The sequence below is a fragment of the Caulobacter sp. FV1ye6ST genome, from assembly GCF_058681225.1.
On sequence record NZ_CM178733.1, the window covers coordinates 1,507,728 to 1,527,888 of the forward strand.

The window sequence follows — 20,161 nt, forward strand, 5'->3', positions numbered from 1 at the left end:
GCCGGTGCGGTAGCCATTCTCCACCTTCGCGAGGGCCGTTCGGCGGTTTCTGGGGTTCGATCCCCTGGCCTCGCTCCATATTGCCCGCCCTTCCTCATCCCCTCATCTTGTGAAGCCCCCACGACGAGCCGGGGGAGGGCGGGGATTCACCTTCGCGCCGCCGCAACAACGCCACCCCATGCCCGGTAGACCGAGGCCTCAGCAAAGAGGCGGCTGGCGCGATACCCATAGGAGGTCAGCATGGACTTGATCGCCATCCTCGCCACGCTCGCCGCCGGTCTCGTCATTGGCGCCTTCCTGGTTCTCTTCCTGGTCTGCGCCACCGCCAAGCACGTCATGGGCAAAGCCCTTGGCTGGTAAGCCCGACGCCGACCACATCGTCTGGATCGATCGGGGCTGGCAGCCCGTCAGCATCGGCTTCTGCCCCAGCAAGAAAGCCTGGCGCCGCGAGATGCGCCGCATAGGCCAGAGCGAGCCGTACCCGAAGAACGCCGGACGAGCGAACTTCTACCGACACAAGGGCGGCGCGGGCGCCATCGTCACTCTCGGCGACCATCTCGAGGAGGCTCACAGCCGCGTCGAGATCGCCGGCGTCCTGGCTCACGAGTCCACGCACGTTTGGCAGTACGTCCGTGACGAAATTGGCGAAGAGAAGCCGTCGCCTGAGTTTGAAGCCTACGCCGTGCAGGCGATCTTCCAGCAGCTCTATCAGGCCTGGCTCGACACCCGCGCCCCGGACGAGATGAAAGCCGCCTGCGCCAAGCGCGTGAAGGCCAAGAAGTAGACCCCGACCGCCAACCTTCCCCGCCTGTGTGCAGCGCTACGGCAAAGGCCAGAGCGGGGATCCGAAGCGGCCGATCAAGAAAACCCCTTCCCCGAGCGAGGGCCATGCCCTGCTCACCTCGTAAGGAGCCCCAGACTATGTCGACCGTCGGCCAGAAAATCACCAAGGGCAACTACATCCGCGTCACCGAGACCAACCCGATGACCGTGACCGCCACGGCCAACACCGACTTCGTGTTCGACGCCCCGCCCGGCGCCGTGGACATCACGTTCACCACGGTCACCACCACGGCCTTCACGGCGGCCACGGACATGACGATCCAGATCGGCTCGGCCGCCACGGGCGCCCAGTACGTCGCCGCCACCACGGTCAAGGCTGTCGGTCGCAAGGCGCACACCCTGGTCGACGCCGCCGCTGCCGACTACGTGAACTTCCCTGGCCCGGTCTATGTCCGCCTGATCCAGACCGGCACCGCCACCGCCGTCGGCTCGGCCACCCTGGTCATCAACTACAGCCTGCCGACCCAGTAGGGCCGCGCCGTGGCCGTAAGTGCGTCCAGGGACAAGGTGGCGGTCAGCTCAGTGACCCAAGTGAAAACAATCAAAGAAAATCAAAGAGGCGGAGCGAGGCCTGGCGCCGGTCGGAAACCCGGCTCCGCAACCAAGAAGACCCGTGAGATCGCCAACCGCGCTGTGGAGGAGGGGATTACCCCTCTCGACGTGATGCTGATCACCATGCGGTCGCTGTGGGGTGAGGCAACGGGCGGGAGCGACAAGGTCGTGGACATGGACAAAGCCGTGATGGCCCACGCCATTGCCAAGGACGCCGCGCCATTCATCCACGCCAAGCTGTCGCAGGTCTCCGCCGACGTGAAGACTTCCATCAGCCACGAAGACGCCCTTGCCGATCTCGCCTGAAGAGCGGGCGATCCGCTTAAGGCTCAAGACCGACCTGGAGCACTACGCGGCGCGCTGTCTCAAGATCCGCACCAAGTCGGGCGGCGTAGAGCCGTTGGTTCTGAACAAGGCCCAGAAGTACGTTCACGATCGCCTTGAGGCGCAGAGAGCACGCACCGGACGGGTTCGCGCCCTAGTGCTGAAGGGCCGTCAGCAGGGAATGAGCACCTATATCGCTGCTCGGTTCTACTGGCGCGTCACCCACGCGAAGGGCCTCCGGGTCTTCATCCTGACCCACGAACAGAGCGCAACCGACAGTCTGTTCGGGATGGCTAACCGCTATCACGAGCATTGTCCGCCGTTGATGAAACCCGAGACCGGCGCCTCCAACGCCAAGGAGCTGGTCTTCACCCGGTTGGACGGCGGCTATGAGGTGGGCACCGCTGGGACGAAGGCGGTCGGCCGATCTAAGACCCTGCAGCTCTTTCACGGCTCAGAGGTCGGTTTCTGGCCCAACGCCGCGTCGCACTTCGCCGCCGTGATCCAAGCCATTCCCGAGTTGCCCGGGACCGAGATCGTTCTGGAGAGCACGGCGAATGGCGTCGGCGGTGAATTCCACGAGCGCTGGCAGATGGCCGAGGCGGGTGTGGGGGACTACGAGGCGATCTTCGTTCCGTGGTTCTGGTCCGACGAGTATCGGCGCACCGCTCCCGACGACTTCGTCATGGATGATGAAGAGTGGGAATACGCCGACGCGCACGACCTTGATATCGACCAGATGTGCTGGCGCCGGGCTAAGATCGCCGAGCTGAAGGATCCGCTGCTCTTCAAGCAAGAGTACCCAGCGACGGCGGCCGAGGCATTCCAGCTCACGGGCCACGACAGTTTCATCAAGCCCGAAAGCCTTCTCCGAGCCCGCAAGGCTCAACTGAACGAATACGGCCCGTTGGTGATTGGCGCAGACCCGGCGGGTGATGGCGCGACGTCCGACCGGTTCAGCTTGGCGTGGCGCGCCGGCCCAAAGGTTCGGAAGGTCGAGAGCCGCCAAGGCCTCGATAACGTCGCCGGCGCCCACTGGATCAAGAGCGTTATCGATGAAGACCGGCCCACGAAGGTGTTTATCGACGTCGGCGGACTTGGCGCTGGCGTCTTTCACATCCTGCGCAGCTGGGGCGAGCCGTACAGCGACATTTGCGTCGCGGTGAACTTCGGATCCGACCCGTTCAATCCGAACCCGAAGGATAAAGACGGCAAGCCCATGGCTGGCCCGAGGAACCGACGGGCGGAGATGTGGGGCCTGTCGAGAGATTGGCTGGACCAGGTGGGCGGGGCGGATATCCCTGACAGTGACGCCCTCCAGGCCGACGCCTGCGCCCCGAAGCACCACAAGGACACGAACCAGCGGTTTGTCCTTGAAAGTAAGGCCGCGATGAAGAAGCGCGGCATGAGATCGCCGGACGAGTGGGATGCCATCGCCCTGACCTTCGCCGAGCCCGTCTCGGAATCGATCAACACGCGACGCATCGAAGTTCCTTCGTTCGGCGCCGTCTGACCCACCCAACTCTGAACGACTGGAGTCGCCCGATGATGAACGCGCCTCCCGAGGTATGCGCTTGATGGCGTACGACGAAGACGAACTGCTGCGCATCGTCCGCGACGAGCGGCAACGCAGCGTGGGGTTCGAGCAGGACAGTGACTTGCTGGCCGCCCGTGAACGCGCTCTGCAGTACATCAAGGGCGAGATGATCGACGTCCCGTCACTGCCCAACCGCTCCAAGGCGGTCAGCAGCGACGTGGCCGATGCGATCGAGACCATCCTGCCCGACCTGGTGGAAATCTTCACTGGCGGCGAGGACGTCGCGACCTTCCGCCCGACCGGCGAAGAGGACGTCGAGGGCGCCCAGCAGGAGACCGACTACGTAAACCACGTCATCTTCAACGAGAACCCGGGCTGGCTGATCCTCTACACGATGTTCAAGGATGCCCTTCAGCTGAAGACGGGCGTCGTGAAGTGGTGGAAGGAAGACGTCGCCCCGCCGACCCCCAAGACGTTCACGGGCATGCCGCAGGCGGCCGTGGCGCTGGCCATGAACGACGGCGGCGAGGTCATCAACCTTCGGCCCTCGGAACAGCGGTCCGACGGCGGCGAGCCGCTCTACGACTTCGAGATGCCGGTCCAAGGCCCCAAGCAGCGCGTCCGCTGCGCCGCTGTCCCGCCAGAGGACTTTACGGTCGCCATCGACACCACGATGAGCCTTCGCGACACCGCCTATTGCGCTATGAGGGCCAGGCCGCGAGCCCAGGATCTGTTGGTCCGGGGGATCCCGGAGGATATCGTCGAGCGCCTACCGCCTTACGGCTCGTTCAACGACCAGATGGACCAGTCGCGCGACACCGTCGGCGAGCACCGCACCTATTCGGGCAACGGCGCGATTGACAGCCTCCGCATCGTCGAGACCGTCGAGCACTACATCCGCCTGGTCGACGGCGACGAGTACAAAATCTACCGGGTCGAGACCGGCCGCGATGAGACGGTGATGATCGAATGGGAGGAGGTCGACGCGATCCCCTTCGCTGCGATCACGCCCTACATCGTTACCCACCGGTTCTACGGGGAGAGCGTCGCCGACAAGCTGATGGAGATTCAGCGGATCAAGACCGCCGTGACCCGCGCCGGCTTGGACAACATCTATTTCGCGCTGAACCAGCGCATGGAAGTGTCTGAAGCCGGCATGAGCGCGCGGACCCTGTCGGACCTGCTGCGCAACGAACCTGGCGTCCCCGTTCTGTCGAAAACTGGCAGCGCGGTCCGCGCCATTTCGGCCGGACCGCTCAACTTCGACCCGTTCAGTACGCTGGAATATTTCTCGACCGTGGCGGAGCAGCGCGCCGGCATCGTGCGCAGCGCCCAGGGGCTCAATCCCGACACCCTGCACGACACCGCCAAGGGCGCCCAGGTTCAGATCTCGGCGGCACAGAAACGCACCCGCATGATCGCCCGCATCTTCGCCGAAACCGGAGTGAAGGATTTCATCCTCGGCGTCCACGCCATGCTTCGCCAGACCGGCGGCATGTCGGAGAAGGTTCGCCTGCGTCGCAAGTGGGTGGCGACCGACCCCACAGAGTGGGGCGAACGCAACGACATGACGATCGAGCTCGGCGTCGGATCGGCCGGCCGCGAGCAAGACCTGGCGGCGATGGGCCAGGTGCTCAGCCTTCAGGAGAAGTGTATCGCGGGGCAGGGCGGTTCGCTAAATGGCCCGCTGGTCACCGCCTCCAATATCTTCAAGGCGGCTACCCGCTTCGTCGAGAAGGCGGGGATCAAGGCTCCCGAGGAGTTCTTCACCGATCCTGACGCGGAGAAGGACCCGAACGCGCCTCCAGAACCGGCCGCCATGGCCCAGCAGCAGGCTCAACAGGCCGCGCAAGCCGAGGCGATGGCCAAGGCCCAGGCGGACGCCGCAAAGACGGCCCTGGCGCAGGCCAAGCTCGAACAGGAAGGGCAGATTGCCCTAGGCGCTCACAGCATCGCCGAGCGCAAGCTGGCGCTGGAAGAGGCCAAGCTCCAGCTAGAGGCGGAGGACGCTGCGCACAGGCGCATGCTGGCCGAAGAGAAGATGAGCCTCGACGTCCAGCAGGCCCAGGCCGAGCGCGACAGCGAAGACGCCCTGAAGCTGGCCGAGATCAATGCCCGCTACAACTCATCAATCACTGTGGCGCAGATCAAGGCCGATGCCGAGGCGTTGCGAGCACACGCTGATCTGGCGATCCAGGCCTCAGAGCACCAGCACGGCCACGAAATGGCGGATCGAACGCACGTCCAAGACGTGATCGATGAAGCTATCGCTGCAGCTGACGAACCGGATGTCGCCGGCCAATCCGATGAGGCCGAGTGATGACCGACGAAGATGCTATCCGCCTCGCCAACCAGGCTGAACAGGCCTTGGAACTCACCGACCGGGCGTTCAACGGGCTGAAAGAGGCCATCACGGCCGAACTGATCGAGACCACATTTGAGCAACAGGCCAAGCGCGAGCGGCTTTACGTCGCGCTGAAGACCCTGACCATGGTTCGCGGCGCCCTGAATGATGCCGTGACCGCTGGCGAGATCGCCCGCACCCAGCTTGAGTACCGTGAAGTCCTCGCGGCCAATGGACTGCTTCGGCCCTAATCGACCCCACCACCAAAGCTAGCGCTTCCACCTCCTCGGTCTTGGGATCGGGGAGGCTTGCGCGGAGATGCCCATGACTACGTCGTCTGACGCTGCCCCCCTGTCAATTGACCAAGCCGTCGCCTCGCTCGTTAGCGCTGATGAACCCCAGGTTTCCGGTGTCGCCGCGCCCGAAGAAGCTGCTGCTGACGTCGACGATGATGCGGTAGAGCCCGAGGCTCCCGCCGACGAATCCGAGGGCGATCCCGCGCCCGAAGAAGGTGACGACCCGGATGAAGATCCGGCCATCGAAGCCGAGGAAGACGACGAGCCTGAGAGCGACCCGGAACTCCCGGCCATCGCCGCTCCGAAGTCATGGGACGCCGCTGAACGCGCCGAGTTCGCAAAGCTTCCTCGCGCCGCCCAGGAGATCGTGGCGGCTCGGGAAACTGAGCGCGACAAGGCTGTTTCGCGGGCGCAATCCGAGGCCGGCGAGGCCCGCAAGCAGGTGGAAGCCCAGCTTGCCGGCGTCGGTGAGTTCAAGGCGAAGCTCGACCAGGCCGTCACGAAGGCGCAAACCGTCTTCGCCGGCAAATGGGACGGCATCGACTGGCTCACCTTCGCGCGAGAAGACCCAGCCGCTTATACCACCGCCAAGGCAGAATTCGACACTGAACGGGCCGAGCTTGCTTCAATTGAGGCGATGCAGGCCGAAGCAGCGCGAGTTCAGCGCGAGACGGAAGACCGAGAGTTCCAGTCTTACCTCCAGGCGGAACGCGAGAAGCTGACGACCGAAGCCCCCGACCTGGTGGACCCCGTCGAAGGCCCAGCGCGCATCGCCAAGGTGGCCAAGTACCTTCTCTCGAAAGGCGTCACCAGCACTCAGCTTGAGAACATCTCTGCGTTCGAGTTGTCGCTGGCCTATGACGGCATCCGCTTCCGCGAGGGCCAAGACGCGCTGAAAACAGCGAAGACGGCTAAGCCTACCACGGCGACCAACCCCGCCCCCAAAGCCGCCCCGACTAAGACCGCGAAGCCATCGGCAGCGGCCCCGGCGCGGCCTTCCCCCCAACGCAGCGTTGAACAGGCCCGCGCCCGGCTGGATAAGTCGGGGTCAGTGGAAGACGCCGTCGCGCTGCTCCTCGCCAAGGACCAGAGACCATGACCGCACCCACCAATACCGTAACCTCGGTGAACAACGTCGGGATCCGTGAGGACCTCGAAGACACCATCTATCGCGTCGCCGCGGAAGAAACGATCTTCAGCTCGTCGATCGGCACCGTGAAGGCCACCAACACCCGTCACGAGTGGCAGATCGAAAGCCTCGCCGCCGCCGACGAGACCAACGCCGCCCTTGAAGGCGACGATGTCTCGACCCTGGATGCGCCGAACCTGACCACCCGCGTCTCCAACATCTGCCAGATCCTGACCAAGAAGGGCGGCGTCTCGCGAACCCAGGAAGTCGTCGACAAAGCTGGCCGTGCTTCCGAGCTGGCTCGCCAGAAGATCCTCAAGGGGATCGAGATCCGCCGTGACTTCGAAAAGCGCATCACTGGCAACTTCGCGTCGGTGGCAGAGTCTGGCGCCACGACCCGTAAGACCGCTGGCGTCCTGGCCTGGGCCACGTCCAACGTCAGCCGCGGCGCCGGCGGTTCGTCGGGCGGCTTCTCGGCCGGTATCGTCGCGGCGGCCACCAACGGCACGCAGCGCACCTTTACCGAGGCTCTGGTCAAGGGCGTCCTGTCGACGGCCTTCTCCAACGGCGCCAAGCTGAGCCAAGCCTATGTCGATGGCACGCACAAGCAGCAGTTCTCGGCCTTCACCGGCATCGCTGATATCCGTGTCGACGTGAAGGGCATGAACCAGGCTACGATCGTCGCCGGCGCCGATGTCTACGTGTCGGACTTCGGGTCGATCTCGATCATCCCGCACCCCTATGCGGCCCTGTCCCGCGACGCCTTTTTCGTCGATCCGAAGATGTGCGCCGTGGGTACGCTGGACGGCATCAAGTCTACCCCGCTGGCCAAGACGGGCGACAACGAGCGTTTCCTCCTGACGATGGAGAAGTGCTACGTCGCCCGCAACGAGAAGGCCACGGCGGTCGTCGCCGACCTGATCTAACCCCCATCCACCACTGACAGGCCAGCCCTCACGCGGGGCTGGCCATTTTCATGGAGCCTTCATGACTGACGCCCCCCAAGCGCCGGCGGTCGACCGCATGGCCGCCGCGCGCGCCGCGCGCGCCGCCAAACTCGCCGCAGGCCAACCCTCGTCCCCCCAAGCGCCGGCGGTCGAGCTTCCGGAAGGCACCACGCTGCACGTCGAAGAACCCGTGCCGACTGTTCCGGCCAATCTGGCTGTCTCCGAAGACTTCCTGGGCCAGCGCGCCGAGGCGCAGCGCCTGGCGGCCGAAGCCGCCGCCCTGGCCGTAGCCGACCAGCAGAACAAGCCGACCAGCAACGCGCGCGCCGCGAACAAGCTGGCGACGGCCGAGGAACTGAAGATCCGCGCTGCCCGCCAACGCGCTGACCAAGGCCCCGCCAAGCCGGTCGTCATGGTCCCCGTGCGGATCACCAAGGCCGGCAACGGCAAGATCTCCATGGGCATTCACGTCGCCGGCGTCGGCGAGGCCTGTTTCGAATGGAAGGAAGAGACCACGCTTCCCCAAGAGACGGCGACCGCGCTCGAAGATCGCGGCTTCGTGGAAATCCTCGAAGAGACGCTCTAATGAGCCGCCGTCACCTGCTCACCTCGGGCGCCGGGGTCCGGTACACCTGGGAGGACCAGGCTGACGGCACCTATCTGATCCACGGTACCCAGGACCTGACCGACGTCCTGGACGACAACAAGAACAAGGCCAACCACAACGACGGCTACTCAAAGTCGCGCGAGCTGCGCCGGGTCGCCCATATCCCCTTCATCATCCGCAACAAGTGGCTGGCGGAGGAGGGGTGGGACTGTTTCGACCACGAGAACGCCGACCGGTTGATGCGCAAGCTCAACGACCCGGACTGGCGCTATCTGCGCACCGCCGATGGCCACCTGGGCATTTCCAACGGAGTCATGCGCTAGATGACCCTGGCAACGTACTCGGACCTCCAGGCGTCCATCGCCAACTGGTTGCGACGAGCGGACCTCACGGCTGTAATCCCAGACTTCATCACTCTGGCAGAAGCGCAGATCAACCGGCGCCTTCGAGTCCGCCGGATGGTCGCGCACGCGGCGCTGGCGATCGACGCCGAGTTCGTGAGCGTGCCGGCCGACTTCGCCGGCGCCAAGTCGATCGAGGTTACCTACAGCCCGGTGATCGACGTCCAGTACGTCACGACGGACCAGATGGCGCGGCTCCAGGCCAAAACCAACCCCGGCGGCCCGCCGACGCACTACACGGTCGTGGGCAACCAGTTCCGGTTCTATCCGCCGTCGTTCCCCTACAGCGCGTCGCTGACCTACTGGCAGCGCGTGCCGAGCCTGTCGGTCTCGGCGCCTTCAAACTGGCTGCTGGAAACCTCGCCCGACGCCTACCTCTACGGCGCCCTGCTTCAGTCGGCCCCCTATCTGCGGGCGGACCCGCGCATCGACACATGGTCCGGGCTCTACCTCGCCGCCCTGAGCGATCTGACCGATGTGGACCAGATCGACGACAGCAGCGCGCCGCTCACGCCTATCCCTTCCACCGTCGTGTAAGGAACCGACATGGCCGATGTGATCACTACGTATCTTGGCCTCACGGTTCCGGAAGTTGGAACGGCGGGCTATGCACCCAAGATCAACGCAGATTTGGTGCTGATTGACACGGCCTACGGTGCGAAGACGCCGCACGTCCTCGCGACAGGCTCCATCGCAAACGGCACCCTGAGTCTCACCGTTCCGTCCGGCTTCAGCGAGTACGAGCTTCGGCTTGGTGATATTCGGCCGCCTACCGGCTACAAAATCTTCGCCAGATTGAACGGCGCTACTGGTTCGACGGCATATGAATATCTCCGGAGCGACGTGACCGCGGCCGCAGGTGGGACCCAAGCGTTTGAAGCAAGCGCGGGCGCCGCGGCACTGATCATATCTCCGGCCGTCGTAAGTTCAGCGTCCGACGGAAATGTGCGCCAAGCGGCGGTGATCAGGTTCTCGACCTATCCGTCGCAACTAGGGACTTACAACAACAACAAATTCAATGCAGTCGTAGACTGCCGGACGTCGGCCGGAAATCTTGCCCTGTCCCAAACCACTGGCGCGTTGATCACGCCGGGCGGCGTCATCACAAGCATCCAGATCGGCGCGGTGACAGGATCGGACTACACCGGCGACATGGCGCTGAAATATGCGCTGCTCGGCCTACCTGGCACCTAAGGCATGGCCGAATTCATCGACCTGAAATTCCAGCCTGGCATTAGGCGGGGCAGTACCGACATGCCGTCGGTCGGCTGGTACTTCGACAGCCAACTCGTTCGCCAGCCTGATTTCTGGCTGCGCCCGATGCAGGGCTGGCAGGTACGTAGCCCCTCGGCTTCCGCCATGGCGGGTGCGCCCCGAGCCATCCTCACCTGGCGCACGAACAGCGGTGCTCGATGGATTGGGATCGGCACCCACTCGAACCTCTACGTCCAGTCGGAAGACGGTCTCCTGTCGGATATCACGCCAGTCGGGTTCACTGTCGGCACGTCGGTCGCCACGATGAATACTGGCTGGGGCGCGGGTGTCTGGGGCGGCGGCTTCTGGGGCGTCGACTTGCCGGACGGCGGCTCTGTCACGCCCGCCACCGTGTGGTCGCTAGACACTTGGGGGGAATATCTGCTCGGCGTGTCCAATGCGGACGGCAAAATCTACCAGTGGCAACTAGTCGCCGCGACAAAAGCTGCCGTCCTGAGCAGTGCGCCGACCTCATGCCAGTCCCTGGTCACCACGGACGAGCGCATCCTGATGGCGCTCGCGGCCGGCGGCAATGCCCGCAAGGTGCAGTGGTCGGATCAAGAGAACAACAACACCTGGACCCCCACGGCGACCAACCAGGCCGGTGACTTCGAACTCAAGACCGTTGGTCAACTGACGGCCGGCAAGACCCTCAAAGGCGGAACCCTGCTGTTCACCTCGGTCGACGCCTGGATCGCGACCTATGTCGGCTATCCGCTGGTCTATGGTTTTGAGCGCGTCGGCGTCGGCTGCGGCTTGATCGCCCCTCAGGCAGCAGTGCAGATTGATGACGTTCAGGCCGCTTGGATGAGCCAGGACAACTTCTGGGTCTACAACGGCTACGCCCAGCCGATCCCTTCGGCCTCCGACATCCGCGATTACGTCTTCAGCAACCTGAACGTCTCGCAAAAGTCCAAGGTGACAGCGGTTCACCAGAGCGCGTTCGGCGAGGTCTGGTGGTTTTATCCCTCGGCCGCCGCCACCGAAAACGACCGCTATGTCCTGTGGTGCTATCGGACGGACAAATGGTGGACCGGAGCGCTTTCGCGGACGTGTGGTGTCGACAAGGGCGTTTTCGCGAACCCGCTGATGGTGACAGTTGACGGCTATCTCTATGCCCATGAAACCGGCTTCGACTACACGGGCGCCGAGCTACCTTACGCCGAAAGCGGGCCGATCGAACTGAGCCCGGGCGACTACATGATGGAGGTCAGTCGCTACATCCCCGACGACAAGACGTTGGGGAACGCTGATCTCACCCTGAAGGGCAAAGTCTGGCCCAACAGCGCGGAAGACTCCTACGGCCCCGCCACAGTCTCGGCGCAGACCGACTTCCTGTTCCAGACCCGTCTTCTGCGGGTTCGCTACGACTTCCACGGCACGGCGGACGACCGCATCGGCGTCCCGAAGATCGCCATCACACAAGGGGACATGATTTGATCCTCCCAAAGCCGTCGGATGCCTACGTGCGCGAGTTTTTTGACCGCGTGTTCAGCATCCTCTCGCGCGCCGACGACAAAAACCTGAAGCGCGACCAAGACATCGAGGTCGGCGCCAACCGCATCATCCTGACCTCGGCCAACGGCACCCGCTACGCCCTGGTCGTCAGCAATGCCGGCGCGCTTTCGACGAGCGCCGTATGACCTGGGACGAGGAGCGCTTCACGTCCGCAGGTCTGACGTTCAGCCGAGAAGGCAACGTCGCCACCTTCTACACGCCCGGCAAGCCTGACCCAGTACATGTCGCGTTGGTTGGTGACGAGTTGCAGATCCTTCCGCGCCGCTCCGCCGGCCATCGCCGGATCCTCGGCGCTCTCGGCGAAGATGTTGGCGATGTCGCAGACCTTGACGCCTGAGCAGGAGTGGGCGCGCTGCCGCCCCTGGATCGAAGACGCACTCGTCTACGACATCGGCGCCCACACCATCGACGATGTCTGGGACAAGATCCAGCGCAGCGAGGCGGCGTTCTGGCCCGGCAAGGCGTCGGCTATGGTCACAGAAATCAGCGAATTTCCCCGCCTCACCGCCCTGAACTTCTGGCTGGCCGGTGGCGACCTGACCGAGTTGCTCCGCGATATGCGCCCCGTAGTCGAGACATGGGGCGCCGAGAAACACGGCTGCACCCGCTTCACTGTCGCCGGCCGACCAGGCTGGCAGCGCGCCATGGCGCAATACGGCTATCGCCCCGCTTGGTCGATCTGCATGAAGGACATCTGACATGAGCAAGGGTAAGAGCAAGACCAAGACCACGGCGGAGCAAACCGCCACGCAAAGCGCCACCAACGCCGGCACCTCCACGACGTCTCTTGATCCCCGGCTCTCCGGGGCGCTGTACGACAATATCGACGCGGCCAAAGGCCTCACGGCCGCCTACACGCCCTACACGGGGACCGGCCTGACTTCAGCTCAGACCGCTGCGGCGGCGATCCCAGACGTCAAGGCGTTGACCTACGTCCCAGACAGTCAGAAGGCGACAACGGTGGCGCCGACCGCGAAGGGCTACGAGGGCCTGACAAACTACTTCAACCCGTACGAGACCCAGGTCGTCGACAACGCTACGGCCGACATCGAGCGGGCACGGCAGATCGCGGGAATGACCGACGCAGCGAAAGCCACAGCGGCCGGCGCTTTCGGTGGATCGCGTCATGGCGTTGCGGACTCGCTGACCAATGAGGCCTACGACCGCAACACCAACACGACGGTCGCGGCGCTCCGCCAGGCTGGCTTCACGCAAGCCGCACAACTCGCGGCGGCCGATGCTGCCCAGACCAATTCGGCCTCTGCTCTACAGGCCCAGATTGACGCCGCGCGCCGGGCTGCTGACGCTGAAGCCGCCAATCGGTCCTACGAGACCAACATCGGCAACAACCAGACGGCGCAGACTTCGAACCAATCCGCAGCGGCCACCCGCGCCGGCCTGCTCGGCAACCTGGCGACCCAGGACTACGCCCAATACAAGGATCAGCAGGATCGCCCGCTGACCATCCAGCAGCTGATCAACCAAGCATTGGGCCTGATCCCGAGCACGGGCACGACGGACACGACGGGTACGTCTGCGGGCACGTCGGCGGGAACCTCTAGCGGTACCTCGGAAACCAAGACCAGCAGCATCGATTTCATCAAGGCCGCGCAGGCTGCGGCGGGTCTGGCGGCCGCGTCGGATGTGCGCCTGAAGCGAGAAATAGAGACGGTGGGCCACGACGCCGCCGGCCGCCGCATCGTGACGTTTGCCTACCTTTGGGACGCCCCTGGAATTAAGCATACCGGGCACATCGCCCAGGAAATCGCCATCAGCGATCCTCACGCGGTTTCGATCCACCCGTCAGGCTATCTCATGGTCGACTACGCCAAGTTGGAGGCTGCTTGATGGGGCTGTTTGGCGGCTATCAAAAGTGGGCAAGTCAGGTCAACCCGAGCACAGGGATGTCGTTTCGCGACAAGGCGCTCATCGCGAGCGCGGCGCTGGGCGACGACCCGGTAGCGGCGTTCAAGCTCAAGAACGCTTTCTCGGACCGGGCCAAGACTAAGGCCGACGTGGAGCTGAACGACGAGTACGCTCAGCGCACCGGCGTGCCGGCCCAGATCCGCGTCTTGATGCGGGTCAACCCGGTCGAGGGCGCGAAGGCCCTGGCTGACTTCTTGAAGCCGCAGACCCTGGGCGCGGACTCGGTCGTCTATTCCGGCGGCGAGTTCGCGCACCCCGACCAAACCCGGGTCGTGGGCGACAATCTTGTGGCCGTTCCAGGCAATGAGGCGCCGCAGATCGAGCCGCTTGAGGGCTTCAAGCCTGCGTCGACTGTCGACATCTACGGAACCCGCCGCGAGGACGCCGCCCCGCCGGCTCGGCCCAAGCCTCAGGGCGTCCGCAGCATCTTCACCGCCCCGCCGTCTTTCGCGGACCAAACCGCGCGCATGGTCGCCACCAAGCCCGTCTATCAGACCGTCGGCGAGAACCAGTCGCTGGTGGCGCTTCCGGGCGCTGGCGGGGCTCCCGGCGCGCCCGCAGCACCCTCGGCGTCCGGTAGTGGCGCGGGCAGGGCGCAGCGCAACAACAATCCCGGCAATCTGCGCGACAGCGGTGACCAGTGGCAGGGCATGACGGGCAAGGACGGCGATGGTTTCCTTCAGTTCGCCACGCCCGAGGCCGGCATCCGTGCCGCCGACATCAACCTGCAGAACCAACAGAAGCTGCACGGCATCAACACGATCGAGGGCCTAGTCGCCAAGTACGCCCCGCCGACCGACGGAAACGACACGGCGGCCTATATCGCCACGGTCGCCAAGCAAACCGGGTTCGCGCCAGGCCAGCCGCTTGATCTGACCGACCCGCAGGTTCGCTCTAAGATCCTGCCGGTGATGTTCGCGGTCGAGGGTGGCGGTACGCCGGCCGTCGCGCAGCAGCAGGCGGCAAGCGCGACGGCGAACAGCGGCGCCCAGGTGCTGTTTCAGGGCGCGCCGAAAGCCCAGGTGCGCCCCGCCACTGCGGAAGAGAAGGCCAAATACGGCATCCCGGCCGACGTGCCGGCGCAGATGCGCCCTGACGGTACGATCACGCCCATCACGGGCACGGGTGCGGCGTTGAAGCCTGTCCCGGTCAAAATCCAAGAGGGCATCGTCGGCAACCGCGCTGCGATGAGCCAGATCGATCAGGCCATCGCGCTTCTCCGACAACATCCGGAGGCGATGGGGCTGAAGAACTACGCGCCGGAGGCTATCACACAGCGTTTCGACACCAAGGGTGTACCGGTTCGCGCCGCAGTGGCCAACATTGGCAGTCTGATCCGCCACGACCGTTCCGGCGCGGCGGTTACGGCAGCCGAGACCCCGATCCTCAAGCCATTCATCCCGAGTCAAACAGATACGGCCGAGGTGGCGATTAAAAAGTTGCAGGGCCTCCGCCAGCAATACGTGAATACCACGGGTGAGATGGAGATGACCTACGGAGCGGACAGCGGCTATCGGCCGATGGGCGGCCAAGCCAGCCCGGCCACAGCATCCGCTCCAGCACCGGCCAAGCCTCGCGCCGTGCCGCGCTTCGCCGCGCCACCTGCGGCAGCGGTTCAATATCTGAAGGCCAACCCAGGCCAGCGAGCGGCCTTTGATCAGAAGTACGGCCCTGGCGCAGCGCAAAAGGTACTCGGCCGATGAGCAACCCGTTCGACCAGTTTGACGCCGTTCCCGCCATGCCAAAGAGTGCGCCGGCGAATAGCGCCAACCCGTTCGACCGCTTCGACGCGCCGCCGCCGGCCCAGCCGAAGGCGGCGGCGACTAAGCGCTCAAGCATGCTGGACGACGTGATCAAGTCCTTCAAAACTGGTACGATGCAGGGCGCCACCGGACTGGCCGGAACGATCTCGCAGTCCAGGCCGGGCGCAGCATTATTGGATACCGCCGTTGGCATGGCGGACAACGTCGAGAACTTGATCAACGCCGTGCGAGGCGCGCCGCAAAAGAAGCGACAGCCCTTCGCATCGGCCAACGTGCCGGGCCTTCGGACTGGGCTGACAGGCGCACCTGCGACGGAAGACCTCAACCGCGTCGTTCAAACCCTGACCGGAAAATACCACGTTCCGCAGACGACGCCTGGGCGCTATGCCCAGTCTATCGGGCAGATGACGCCAGCGCTCCTCGCTCCCGGATCAGTGCCCGCCAGAGTTGCCAACACGGTCATTCCTGGCCTGGCGGCGCAAGGGTCAGTCGATGCTGCTGCCGGAATGGGCTTCGGCCAGCGCGGTCAAGACATCGCGCGCATGGCGGGCGGGCTGTTTGGCGGCGGTTTGGCTCAGGCTCGTGTCTCGCTGCGTCCAAAGGGGCTTTCCACGCGTGACCCCGTGTACGAGCGGGTCATGAAGGGGCAGGACCCGCAAGCAATCACCCAGCGGCGAGGAGAGTTCGAGGCGGCTGGTATTCGACCGACCTTGGCGGACGTGGTTGACGATTCGGCGCGAGGCACGATCCGAGCGGCCGGTGTCCGCCAGACGCCTGGCCGGCAGATGGTAACGAACTATGCCGACGCTCGGGCTATCGATCTTCCATCGCGCATGAGCCAGCAGGCCCGGCGGGTGCTGTCTAACGATCCGCGCACGCCGGACCAAATCCGGACCGACATGACTGCGCAGCGCGGCCGGCAAGCGGATAATGCCTTTGGCGCGGTGCGTCAGGAGCCTATCGGCCTGGATGAAAACAGCATCATGGCCCTTCGCACGACCGATGGGCGAGACGCGATACGTGCGGCCGCCGCGCGAGCCGCGCGATCGATCAACCCGGACGACCGCGCCATAGCCGCTCGCCTGAACAGACTCGCCGACGATGTCATCGACAACCCTGCCGGCGGCTCGGACATCACGATCGGCATGGCTCAGCACATCAGCGAAGCCCTCTTTGACAAAGCCACGACGGCGGCCAGCCAAGGCGCAAAGTTCGATGCGGCGAGCTTCAACAACTTGGGACGTGCCCTCCGCGATAATGCACGCCAGCAGGTGCCCGGCTACGATGATGCCCTGCGCGGTTACGAGGCCGGAAGTCGTCTGGTGGACGCTGCCGAGGTGGGCGAGAACCTCCTGACGCGGAACACGGACGAATTCACGCAGCAGGCATCCGGTCTAGGCGATCAGGAGCGCGAACTCGCCCTAGCGGCAGCCCGGCGAGCGATCGAGCGCAAGTCCGGTGAGAGCATCGGCTCCGCTCCCGGCGTTGCGCGGCAAATCGCTATGGCGCCCGAGCAACAAATGCGCACCGAGGCCTTGGCCGGTCCCGAGCGTGCTCGTAGTCTTGAAAGCGCCATGCGTCTGGAGGAATCTCGTGTCCGCAACGCTGCTGACATCGCGCCTCGCGCGGGCTCACGAACCTCGGTTCTGACGGCCGACGGCGAACGGCTCAATGAGGGCCTGCAGCGTGGCGCCCAGGTCGCCAGGGCGGTCACCGGCGGTTGGTCAGAGCGCCTGAACGTTGCTGCTGATTGGTTGAAGTCGATGGGGCTTTCTGACCGCGACGCCCAGCGCATTATAGAAGCGTCTATAGACCCGTCTCGGGTTGATGAAGCGGTGAGCTATCTGACCAACCGCATCGGGGCGAAAGCGGCCCATCGCGTCGTCCGGTTCCAAGTACCTGAATGGCTTGGGCTCAGTGGTGCGGTCGCGCGCCCAACGCCGCCAAGCCCACAATCAGCCACCACGTCCATGGCCGGCGCTCCATAAAGGCCTGAAGCTTGTCGACTATGTTCGGCGGCGTTGGGCCGCCGACCACTTCGAACGGCGCATCGGTAACGGGGGGCTTCGGTTTTCGCTGAAGGGGGGAAAGCTCGATTACCTCGACTTCAGCATCAATGGTCCGGGGAGGCGGCTTCACTTCCGCCCCGCTGAACAGAGGCGAGCTGTCCGCTCAGCTAAATCAAGGTCTCCGGACCGGAGCGCAAAATTCCGGGCCTCTTCGCATTTCCCGTCGGCGATAAGGCTACCGACAGTCTTCCGGTTATCAGCGGTCTGCTTGGCCTGGGCGATCTCTCCACGAGTGCAGCCCATTGCGACGGCGGAAATCCCGCCGACGGAGCAATCTCGGTTTTCCCGTTGGTCGGTGCGGCAAACTACACCGCCAATCGGGCTTTCCTGACAGCGCGTAGTCTGGGCGACGGCCGCCGCCGGAATGAGAAGGGCGGCGATGGTGGACGTCAGGGCTCTCATGGCGCGAGACTATGCCACAACTTCAGCGGAAGGCGAGAGGGCTAGTCATCGAGGGCGCCCAGAGCGTCGGCGGCCTCAATGATGGCGCGAACAGCCTCGGGGCGAGTGGTGTGGTGCTTCTTCACCCAGGCGTCGACCTTAGCAAGGAGGATGGGCTGAAGGCGGACCTGCACCGGCGTACCTTTGCCGGTAGCGGGCGGTCCGGGCTTCTTTCGTGATTGTGGTTGCACGGTCATGGCGTCCATGGTACCACAGTCTGGCCGGAGCGGAAGAGCGTTGGCGCGCTCAACCGCCCCTAACCAAGAAACCGGAAGGATGAGTTCCGATGTCCCAGGCTGCGCCTGCCTATACCAGCAACGTGCTGCAATTTCGACGCCCTGCGAGCCCGCCGGTTGAAATCCGCGAACCCACGCCGCACGAGGTCAGCAGCGTCATCATCGCCGCGATCGTGACCTCGATGCCGGTCAAGGCTCGTCTGGCGCTCTATAGCCGGTTTCAGAAGATGTACGACCGCGCCGCCGGTAACGCCGAGCGCCAGAGCATCGTCAAGATCGCCGCCGAGTGGATCGCCGCGCCGCTGAAGACCCAAGCCGGATAGCATTCACGTAGTGTTCCCTAAGCCACAGGTTCCTACGATCCTCGACTTATTAACAGGCCGATCCCCTTCCAATTCGCAGCGAAGCGGCGGAAAGACGAATCGAAAGGCCCTGGCCGCGTGACGCGGCGAGCCACTGAAATTCCCTGAAAGGGGATGCTTGCGGGTCAGCAACGCAGGCGGGGCCACGGTTCGCTTCCTAGGGCAATTACCGTGGCCCCTTTCGCTTTTAAGCTGGTGGGCATGCTGAGCCCATCGGCGTCCAAGCATGCGGAGCCTATGATGGCCAACCCCCGGCGCGTCAAGCGCGAGGAAGACAAGGGCAACTACCAACACCGCGCCGAGCCCGGCGTGACCCAGGCACCGGCCAATGAGCTGGTGCCGCTTCAGTTCAACGGCGTAGGCATTCACGAGCGGGGCGAAATGCTGTCGCTCACGGATATGTGGAAGGCATCGGGTTCGCCCGATAACCAAAGTCCGGCGCAATGGCTGCGCACGCCGAAAGCGGAAGGCTTCGCCGAGGCTGTCGCGCTCAATGTGGGGAAATCCCACAATGAGATCATCAAGACCGTTCGCGGCGGGCGCACTCCCGGCACATGGGGTCACTGGCATCTAGCGATCTCGTACGCCCGCTACCTGTCCCACGAGTTCCATATCTGGACGAACGTGGTTGTGCGTGGCCGGATGGAGCAAATGGCCAGCGGCGGCGCCATCGATTACGACGACGAACTCGCGACCCTGCGATCAGACGTGACGGCGATCAAGGAAACCCTGTCGCGGGTCAGTGGCATGGAGAAGATGAACCTCCACAAGGTCACTGGCATCGAAAAGGCTGTCGCTCTGTCGCCAAGGCTGGATCAGACCGTCGCCCTCCTTGTCGAACGGAAGTTCGCCGAGATGCAGATGGCCATCGTCCCGGACCTGACGGCCGGTGAAGTCATCGAAATGGCGGGGCTGACGGACATGAAAGGCCTTCGCCGTTTGTCCCGCTGGGTTTCGGATCGTCTCCGCCTCGTCCATGCCGAGCGGTGCATTGCCGTCCGGCGGGCGAAGTTGGGCCGCAGCCGGGCCTACGTCTTCGACGAGCGCGTCTGCCGCGACTGGCTGCTCGATGGCGGCAAGGAAGCGATCCTGATGCGGGCGCAGGAAATGCGCGGGCAGGGCATCCTTCGACTGGTCGTTTCAAAGCGAAAGAGCAGCCTATGACGCCCGCGCACGTCTTCAAGGCGCGTTCACTGGCTCGCCAGACGGGAGAAAGCGAGGCGGCAGCGGTTCAGGCGGCCTTGGACATGGCTGACCTCAGCCTGTCCGAGGCCGGAAGGCTTGCTGTCGCCACCTTTATCGCTGAGGTGATCCTTGGCCGCCTTTGGGAAGGTCTCGGTGAACGGCCGCACCCCCTACCTGAAGGGTTTGTCGAAGTTCTCGTTGATCGCGTGAGAGATGGCTTACGCGGCTTCGTGCCAGACCAAATTCTTGACTGCGCAATCCCGCCGACCGCTGCCACTACGCTGATTGCTAGGCTGTCGGCCGTGAGCGACGCGATCAACTAGACCTATCGGGCGGACGGTCTCTACAACCGCGAGCCCGCCTCTTTCGCGCCACCGTGGCGCAAAATCCGAAATCCCCGAAATCGCTGAACCTTCGCCCGCCTCTG

At 64.4% G+C, this 20,161-nt stretch carries 23 protein-coding genes; 22 read left to right on the top strand and 1 reads right to left on the bottom strand.

The genetic code is table 11. The features are described from left to right. The first annotated feature begins 349 nt into the window (after positions 1 to 349). The 19 genes from ACW175_RS07520 (at position 350) to ACW175_RS07610 (ending at position 17,429) form a co-directional block, all read left to right on the top strand. Entirely contained in the window at positions 350 to 784 is a 435-nt protein-coding gene (locus tag ACW175_RS07520; protein ID WP_492103971.1) for a hypothetical protein, read from the top strand. 137 nt (positions 785 to 921) lie between these two features. After that, complete coding sequence (locus ACW175_RS07525) at positions 922 to 1,314, top strand: hypothetical protein (RefSeq protein WP_492103972.1); 393 nt, start codon at positions 922 to 924, stop codon at positions 1,312 to 1,314. 51 nt (positions 1,315 to 1,365) lie between these two features. Further along, positions 1,366 to 1,701 (top strand): hypothetical protein, encoded by a 336-nt coding sequence (locus ACW175_RS07530; RefSeq protein WP_492103973.1) that lies wholly within the window; start codon positions 1,366 to 1,368, stop codon positions 1,699 to 1,701. Next, positions 1,685 to 3,232 carry a terminase large subunit gene (locus ACW175_RS07535; protein WP_492103974.1) on the top strand — a complete coding sequence of 516 codons (1,548 nt, stop codon included), beginning with the start codon at positions 1,685 to 1,687 and terminating at the stop codon, positions 3,230 to 3,232. The genes ACW175_RS07530 and ACW175_RS07535 overlap by 17 nt, the downstream gene beginning before the upstream one ends. A 64-nt stretch (positions 3,233 to 3,296) precedes the next feature. After that, a complete protein-coding gene (locus ACW175_RS07540; protein ID WP_492103975.1) occupies positions 3,297 to 5,576 on the top strand; it encodes a portal protein in 2,280 nt (759 codons plus the stop codon). After that, the gene (locus ACW175_RS07545) at positions 5,576 to 5,851 is read left to right on the top strand and encodes a hypothetical protein (RefSeq protein WP_492103976.1); all 276 of its coding nucleotides are present in this window, start codon (positions 5,576 to 5,578) and stop codon (positions 5,849 to 5,851) included. The genes ACW175_RS07540 and ACW175_RS07545 overlap by 1 nt, the downstream gene beginning before the upstream one ends. 73 nt (positions 5,852 to 5,924) lie before the next feature. Then, on the top strand, positions 5,925 to 6,995 hold the full coding sequence (locus ACW175_RS07550; protein ID WP_492103977.1) for a hypothetical protein: 1,071 nt from the start codon (positions 5,925 to 5,927) through the stop codon (positions 6,993 to 6,995). Continuing rightward, a complete protein-coding gene (locus ACW175_RS07555) occupies positions 6,992 to 7,951 on the top strand; it encodes an SU10 major capsid protein (protein WP_492103978.1) in 960 nt (319 codons plus the stop codon). Before ACW175_RS07550 ends, ACW175_RS07555 begins: the two co-directional genes overlap by 4 nt. A gap of 61 nt (positions 7,952 to 8,012) precedes the next feature. Next, positions 8,013 to 8,558, top strand: coding sequence for a hypothetical protein (locus ACW175_RS07560; protein WP_492103979.1), 546 nt, complete (start codon positions 8,013 to 8,015; stop codon positions 8,556 to 8,558). Beyond that, positions 8,558 to 8,902 carry a hypothetical protein gene (locus ACW175_RS07565; protein ID WP_492103980.1) on the top strand — a complete coding sequence of 115 codons (345 nt, stop codon included), beginning with the start codon at positions 8,558 to 8,560 and terminating at the stop codon, positions 8,900 to 8,902. The genes ACW175_RS07560 and ACW175_RS07565 overlap by 1 nt, the downstream gene beginning before the upstream one ends. Next, the gene (locus tag ACW175_RS07570) at positions 8,903 to 9,517 is read left to right on the top strand and encodes a phage adaptor protein (RefSeq protein WP_492103981.1); all 615 of its coding nucleotides are present in this window, start codon (positions 8,903 to 8,905) and stop codon (positions 9,515 to 9,517) included. 9 nt (positions 9,518 to 9,526) lie between these two features. After that, the gene (locus ACW175_RS07575) at positions 9,527 to 10,174 is read left to right on the top strand and encodes a hypothetical protein (protein ID WP_492103982.1); all 648 of its coding nucleotides are present in this window, start codon (positions 9,527 to 9,529) and stop codon (positions 10,172 to 10,174) included. 3 nt (positions 10,175 to 10,177) lie between these two features. Continuing rightward, on the top strand, positions 10,178 to 11,674 hold the full coding sequence (locus tag ACW175_RS07580; protein ID WP_492103983.1) for a hypothetical protein: 1,497 nt from the start codon (positions 10,178 to 10,180) through the stop codon (positions 11,672 to 11,674). 26 nt (positions 11,675 to 11,700) lie between these two features. Continuing rightward, the gene (locus ACW175_RS07585; RefSeq protein ID WP_492103984.1) at positions 11,701 to 11,877 is read left to right on the top strand and encodes a hypothetical protein; all 177 of its coding nucleotides are present in this window, start codon (positions 11,701 to 11,703) and stop codon (positions 11,875 to 11,877) included. Then, positions 11,874 to 12,089 (top strand): hypothetical protein, encoded by a 216-nt coding sequence (locus ACW175_RS07590; RefSeq protein ID WP_492103985.1) that lies wholly within the window; start codon positions 11,874 to 11,876, stop codon positions 12,087 to 12,089. Before ACW175_RS07585 ends, ACW175_RS07590 begins: the two co-directional genes overlap by 4 nt. Continuing rightward, positions 12,067 to 12,450 carry a hypothetical protein gene (locus ACW175_RS07595; protein WP_492103986.1) on the top strand — a complete coding sequence of 128 codons (384 nt, stop codon included), beginning with the start codon at positions 12,067 to 12,069 and terminating at the stop codon, positions 12,448 to 12,450. The genes ACW175_RS07590 and ACW175_RS07595 overlap by 23 nt, the downstream gene beginning before the upstream one ends. Position 12,451: 1 nt before the next feature. After that, complete coding sequence (locus tag ACW175_RS07600) at positions 12,452 to 13,600, top strand: tail fiber domain-containing protein (RefSeq protein ID WP_492103987.1); 1,149 nt, start codon at positions 12,452 to 12,454, stop codon at positions 13,598 to 13,600. Beyond that, positions 13,597 to 15,381, top strand: a complete 1,785-nt coding sequence (locus ACW175_RS07605; protein WP_492103988.1) for a hypothetical protein — start codon at positions 13,597 to 13,599, stop codon at positions 15,379 to 15,381. The genes ACW175_RS07600 and ACW175_RS07605 overlap by 4 nt, the downstream gene beginning before the upstream one ends. Further along, on the top strand, positions 15,378 to 17,429 hold the full coding sequence (locus ACW175_RS07610; protein WP_492103989.1) for a hypothetical protein: 2,052 nt from the start codon (positions 15,378 to 15,380) through the stop codon (positions 17,427 to 17,429). Before ACW175_RS07605 ends, ACW175_RS07610 begins: the two co-directional genes overlap by 4 nt. Positions 17,430 to 17,953: 524 nt before the next feature. Here the strand turns inward: ACW175_RS07610 and ACW175_RS07615 are convergent. Beyond that, complete coding sequence (locus ACW175_RS07615) at positions 17,954 to 18,157, bottom strand: ribbon-helix-helix domain-containing protein (RefSeq protein ID WP_492103990.1); 204 nt, start codon at positions 18,155 to 18,157, stop codon at positions 17,954 to 17,956. An 80-nt stretch (positions 18,158 to 18,237) separates the two neighbouring features. Here ACW175_RS07615 and ACW175_RS07620 point away from each other — a divergent pair, with 80 nt between their 5' ends. The 3 genes from ACW175_RS07620 to ACW175_RS07630 all read left to right on the top strand — a co-directional run bounded on the left by ACW175_RS07620 (position 18,238) and on the right by ACW175_RS07630 (position 20,057). Further along, positions 18,238 to 18,510: a hypothetical protein gene (locus ACW175_RS07620; protein WP_492103991.1), complete on the top strand. Its 273-nt coding sequence runs from the start codon at positions 18,238 to 18,240 to the stop codon at positions 18,508 to 18,510. 276 nt (positions 18,511 to 18,786) lie between these two features. Next, positions 18,787 to 19,713 (top strand): KilA-N domain-containing protein, encoded by a 927-nt coding sequence (locus ACW175_RS07625; protein ID WP_492103992.1) that lies wholly within the window; start codon positions 18,787 to 18,789, stop codon positions 19,711 to 19,713. Next, entirely contained in the window at positions 19,710 to 20,057 is a 348-nt protein-coding gene (locus tag ACW175_RS07630) for a hypothetical protein (protein ID WP_492103993.1), read from the top strand. The genes ACW175_RS07625 and ACW175_RS07630 overlap by 4 nt, the downstream gene beginning before the upstream one ends. Positions 20,058 to 20,161: the final 104 nt, after the last annotated feature.

Excerpts from the sequence above, each read along its gene's own strand:
- ACW175_RS07525 (WP_492103972.1), top strand. The coding sequence starts at position 922 with ATGTCGACCGTCGGCCAGAAAATCACCAAGGGCAACTACATCCGCGTC.
- ACW175_RS07540 (WP_492103975.1), top strand. The coding sequence starts at position 3,297 with ATGGCGTACGACGAAGACGAACTGCTGCGCATCGTCCGCGACGAGCGG.
- ACW175_RS07545 (WP_492103976.1), top strand. The coding sequence starts at position 5,576 with ATGACCGACGAAGATGCTATCCGCCTCGCCAACCAGGCTGAACAGGCC.
- ACW175_RS07550 (WP_492103977.1), top strand. The coding sequence starts at position 5,925 with ATGACTACGTCGTCTGACGCTGCCCCCCTGTCAATTGACCAAGCCGTC.
- ACW175_RS07555 (WP_492103978.1), top strand. The coding sequence starts at position 6,992 with ATGACCGCACCCACCAATACCGTAACCTCGGTGAACAACGTCGGGATC.
- ACW175_RS07560 (WP_492103979.1), top strand. The coding sequence starts at position 8,013 with ATGACTGACGCCCCCCAAGCGCCGGCGGTCGACCGCATGGCCGCCGCG.
- ACW175_RS07565 (WP_492103980.1), top strand. The coding sequence starts at position 8,558 with ATGAGCCGCCGTCACCTGCTCACCTCGGGCGCCGGGGTCCGGTACACC.
- ACW175_RS07570 (WP_492103981.1), top strand. The coding sequence starts at position 8,903 with ATGACCCTGGCAACGTACTCGGACCTCCAGGCGTCCATCGCCAACTGG.
- ACW175_RS07575 (WP_492103982.1), top strand. The coding sequence starts at position 9,527 with ATGGCCGATGTGATCACTACGTATCTTGGCCTCACGGTTCCGGAAGTT.
- ACW175_RS07580 (WP_492103983.1), top strand. The coding sequence starts at position 10,178 with ATGGCCGAATTCATCGACCTGAAATTCCAGCCTGGCATTAGGCGGGGC.
- ACW175_RS07590 (WP_492103985.1), top strand. The coding sequence starts at position 11,874 with ATGACCTGGGACGAGGAGCGCTTCACGTCCGCAGGTCTGACGTTCAGC.
- ACW175_RS07595 (WP_492103986.1), top strand. The coding sequence starts at position 12,067 with ATGTCGCAGACCTTGACGCCTGAGCAGGAGTGGGCGCGCTGCCGCCCC.
- ACW175_RS07600 (WP_492103987.1), top strand. The coding sequence starts at position 12,452 with ATGAGCAAGGGTAAGAGCAAGACCAAGACCACGGCGGAGCAAACCGCC.
- ACW175_RS07610 (WP_492103989.1), top strand. The coding sequence starts at position 15,378 with ATGAGCAACCCGTTCGACCAGTTTGACGCCGTTCCCGCCATGCCAAAG.
- ACW175_RS07615 (WP_492103990.1), bottom strand. The coding sequence starts at position 18,157 with ATGGACGCCATGACCGTGCAACCACAATCACGAAAGAAGCCCGGACCG.
- ACW175_RS07620 (WP_492103991.1), top strand. The coding sequence starts at position 18,238 with ATGTCCCAGGCTGCGCCTGCCTATACCAGCAACGTGCTGCAATTTCGA.
- ACW175_RS07625 (WP_492103992.1), top strand. The coding sequence starts at position 18,787 with ATGATGGCCAACCCCCGGCGCGTCAAGCGCGAGGAAGACAAGGGCAAC.
- ACW175_RS07630 (WP_492103993.1), top strand. The coding sequence starts at position 19,710 with ATGACGCCCGCGCACGTCTTCAAGGCGCGTTCACTGGCTCGCCAGACG.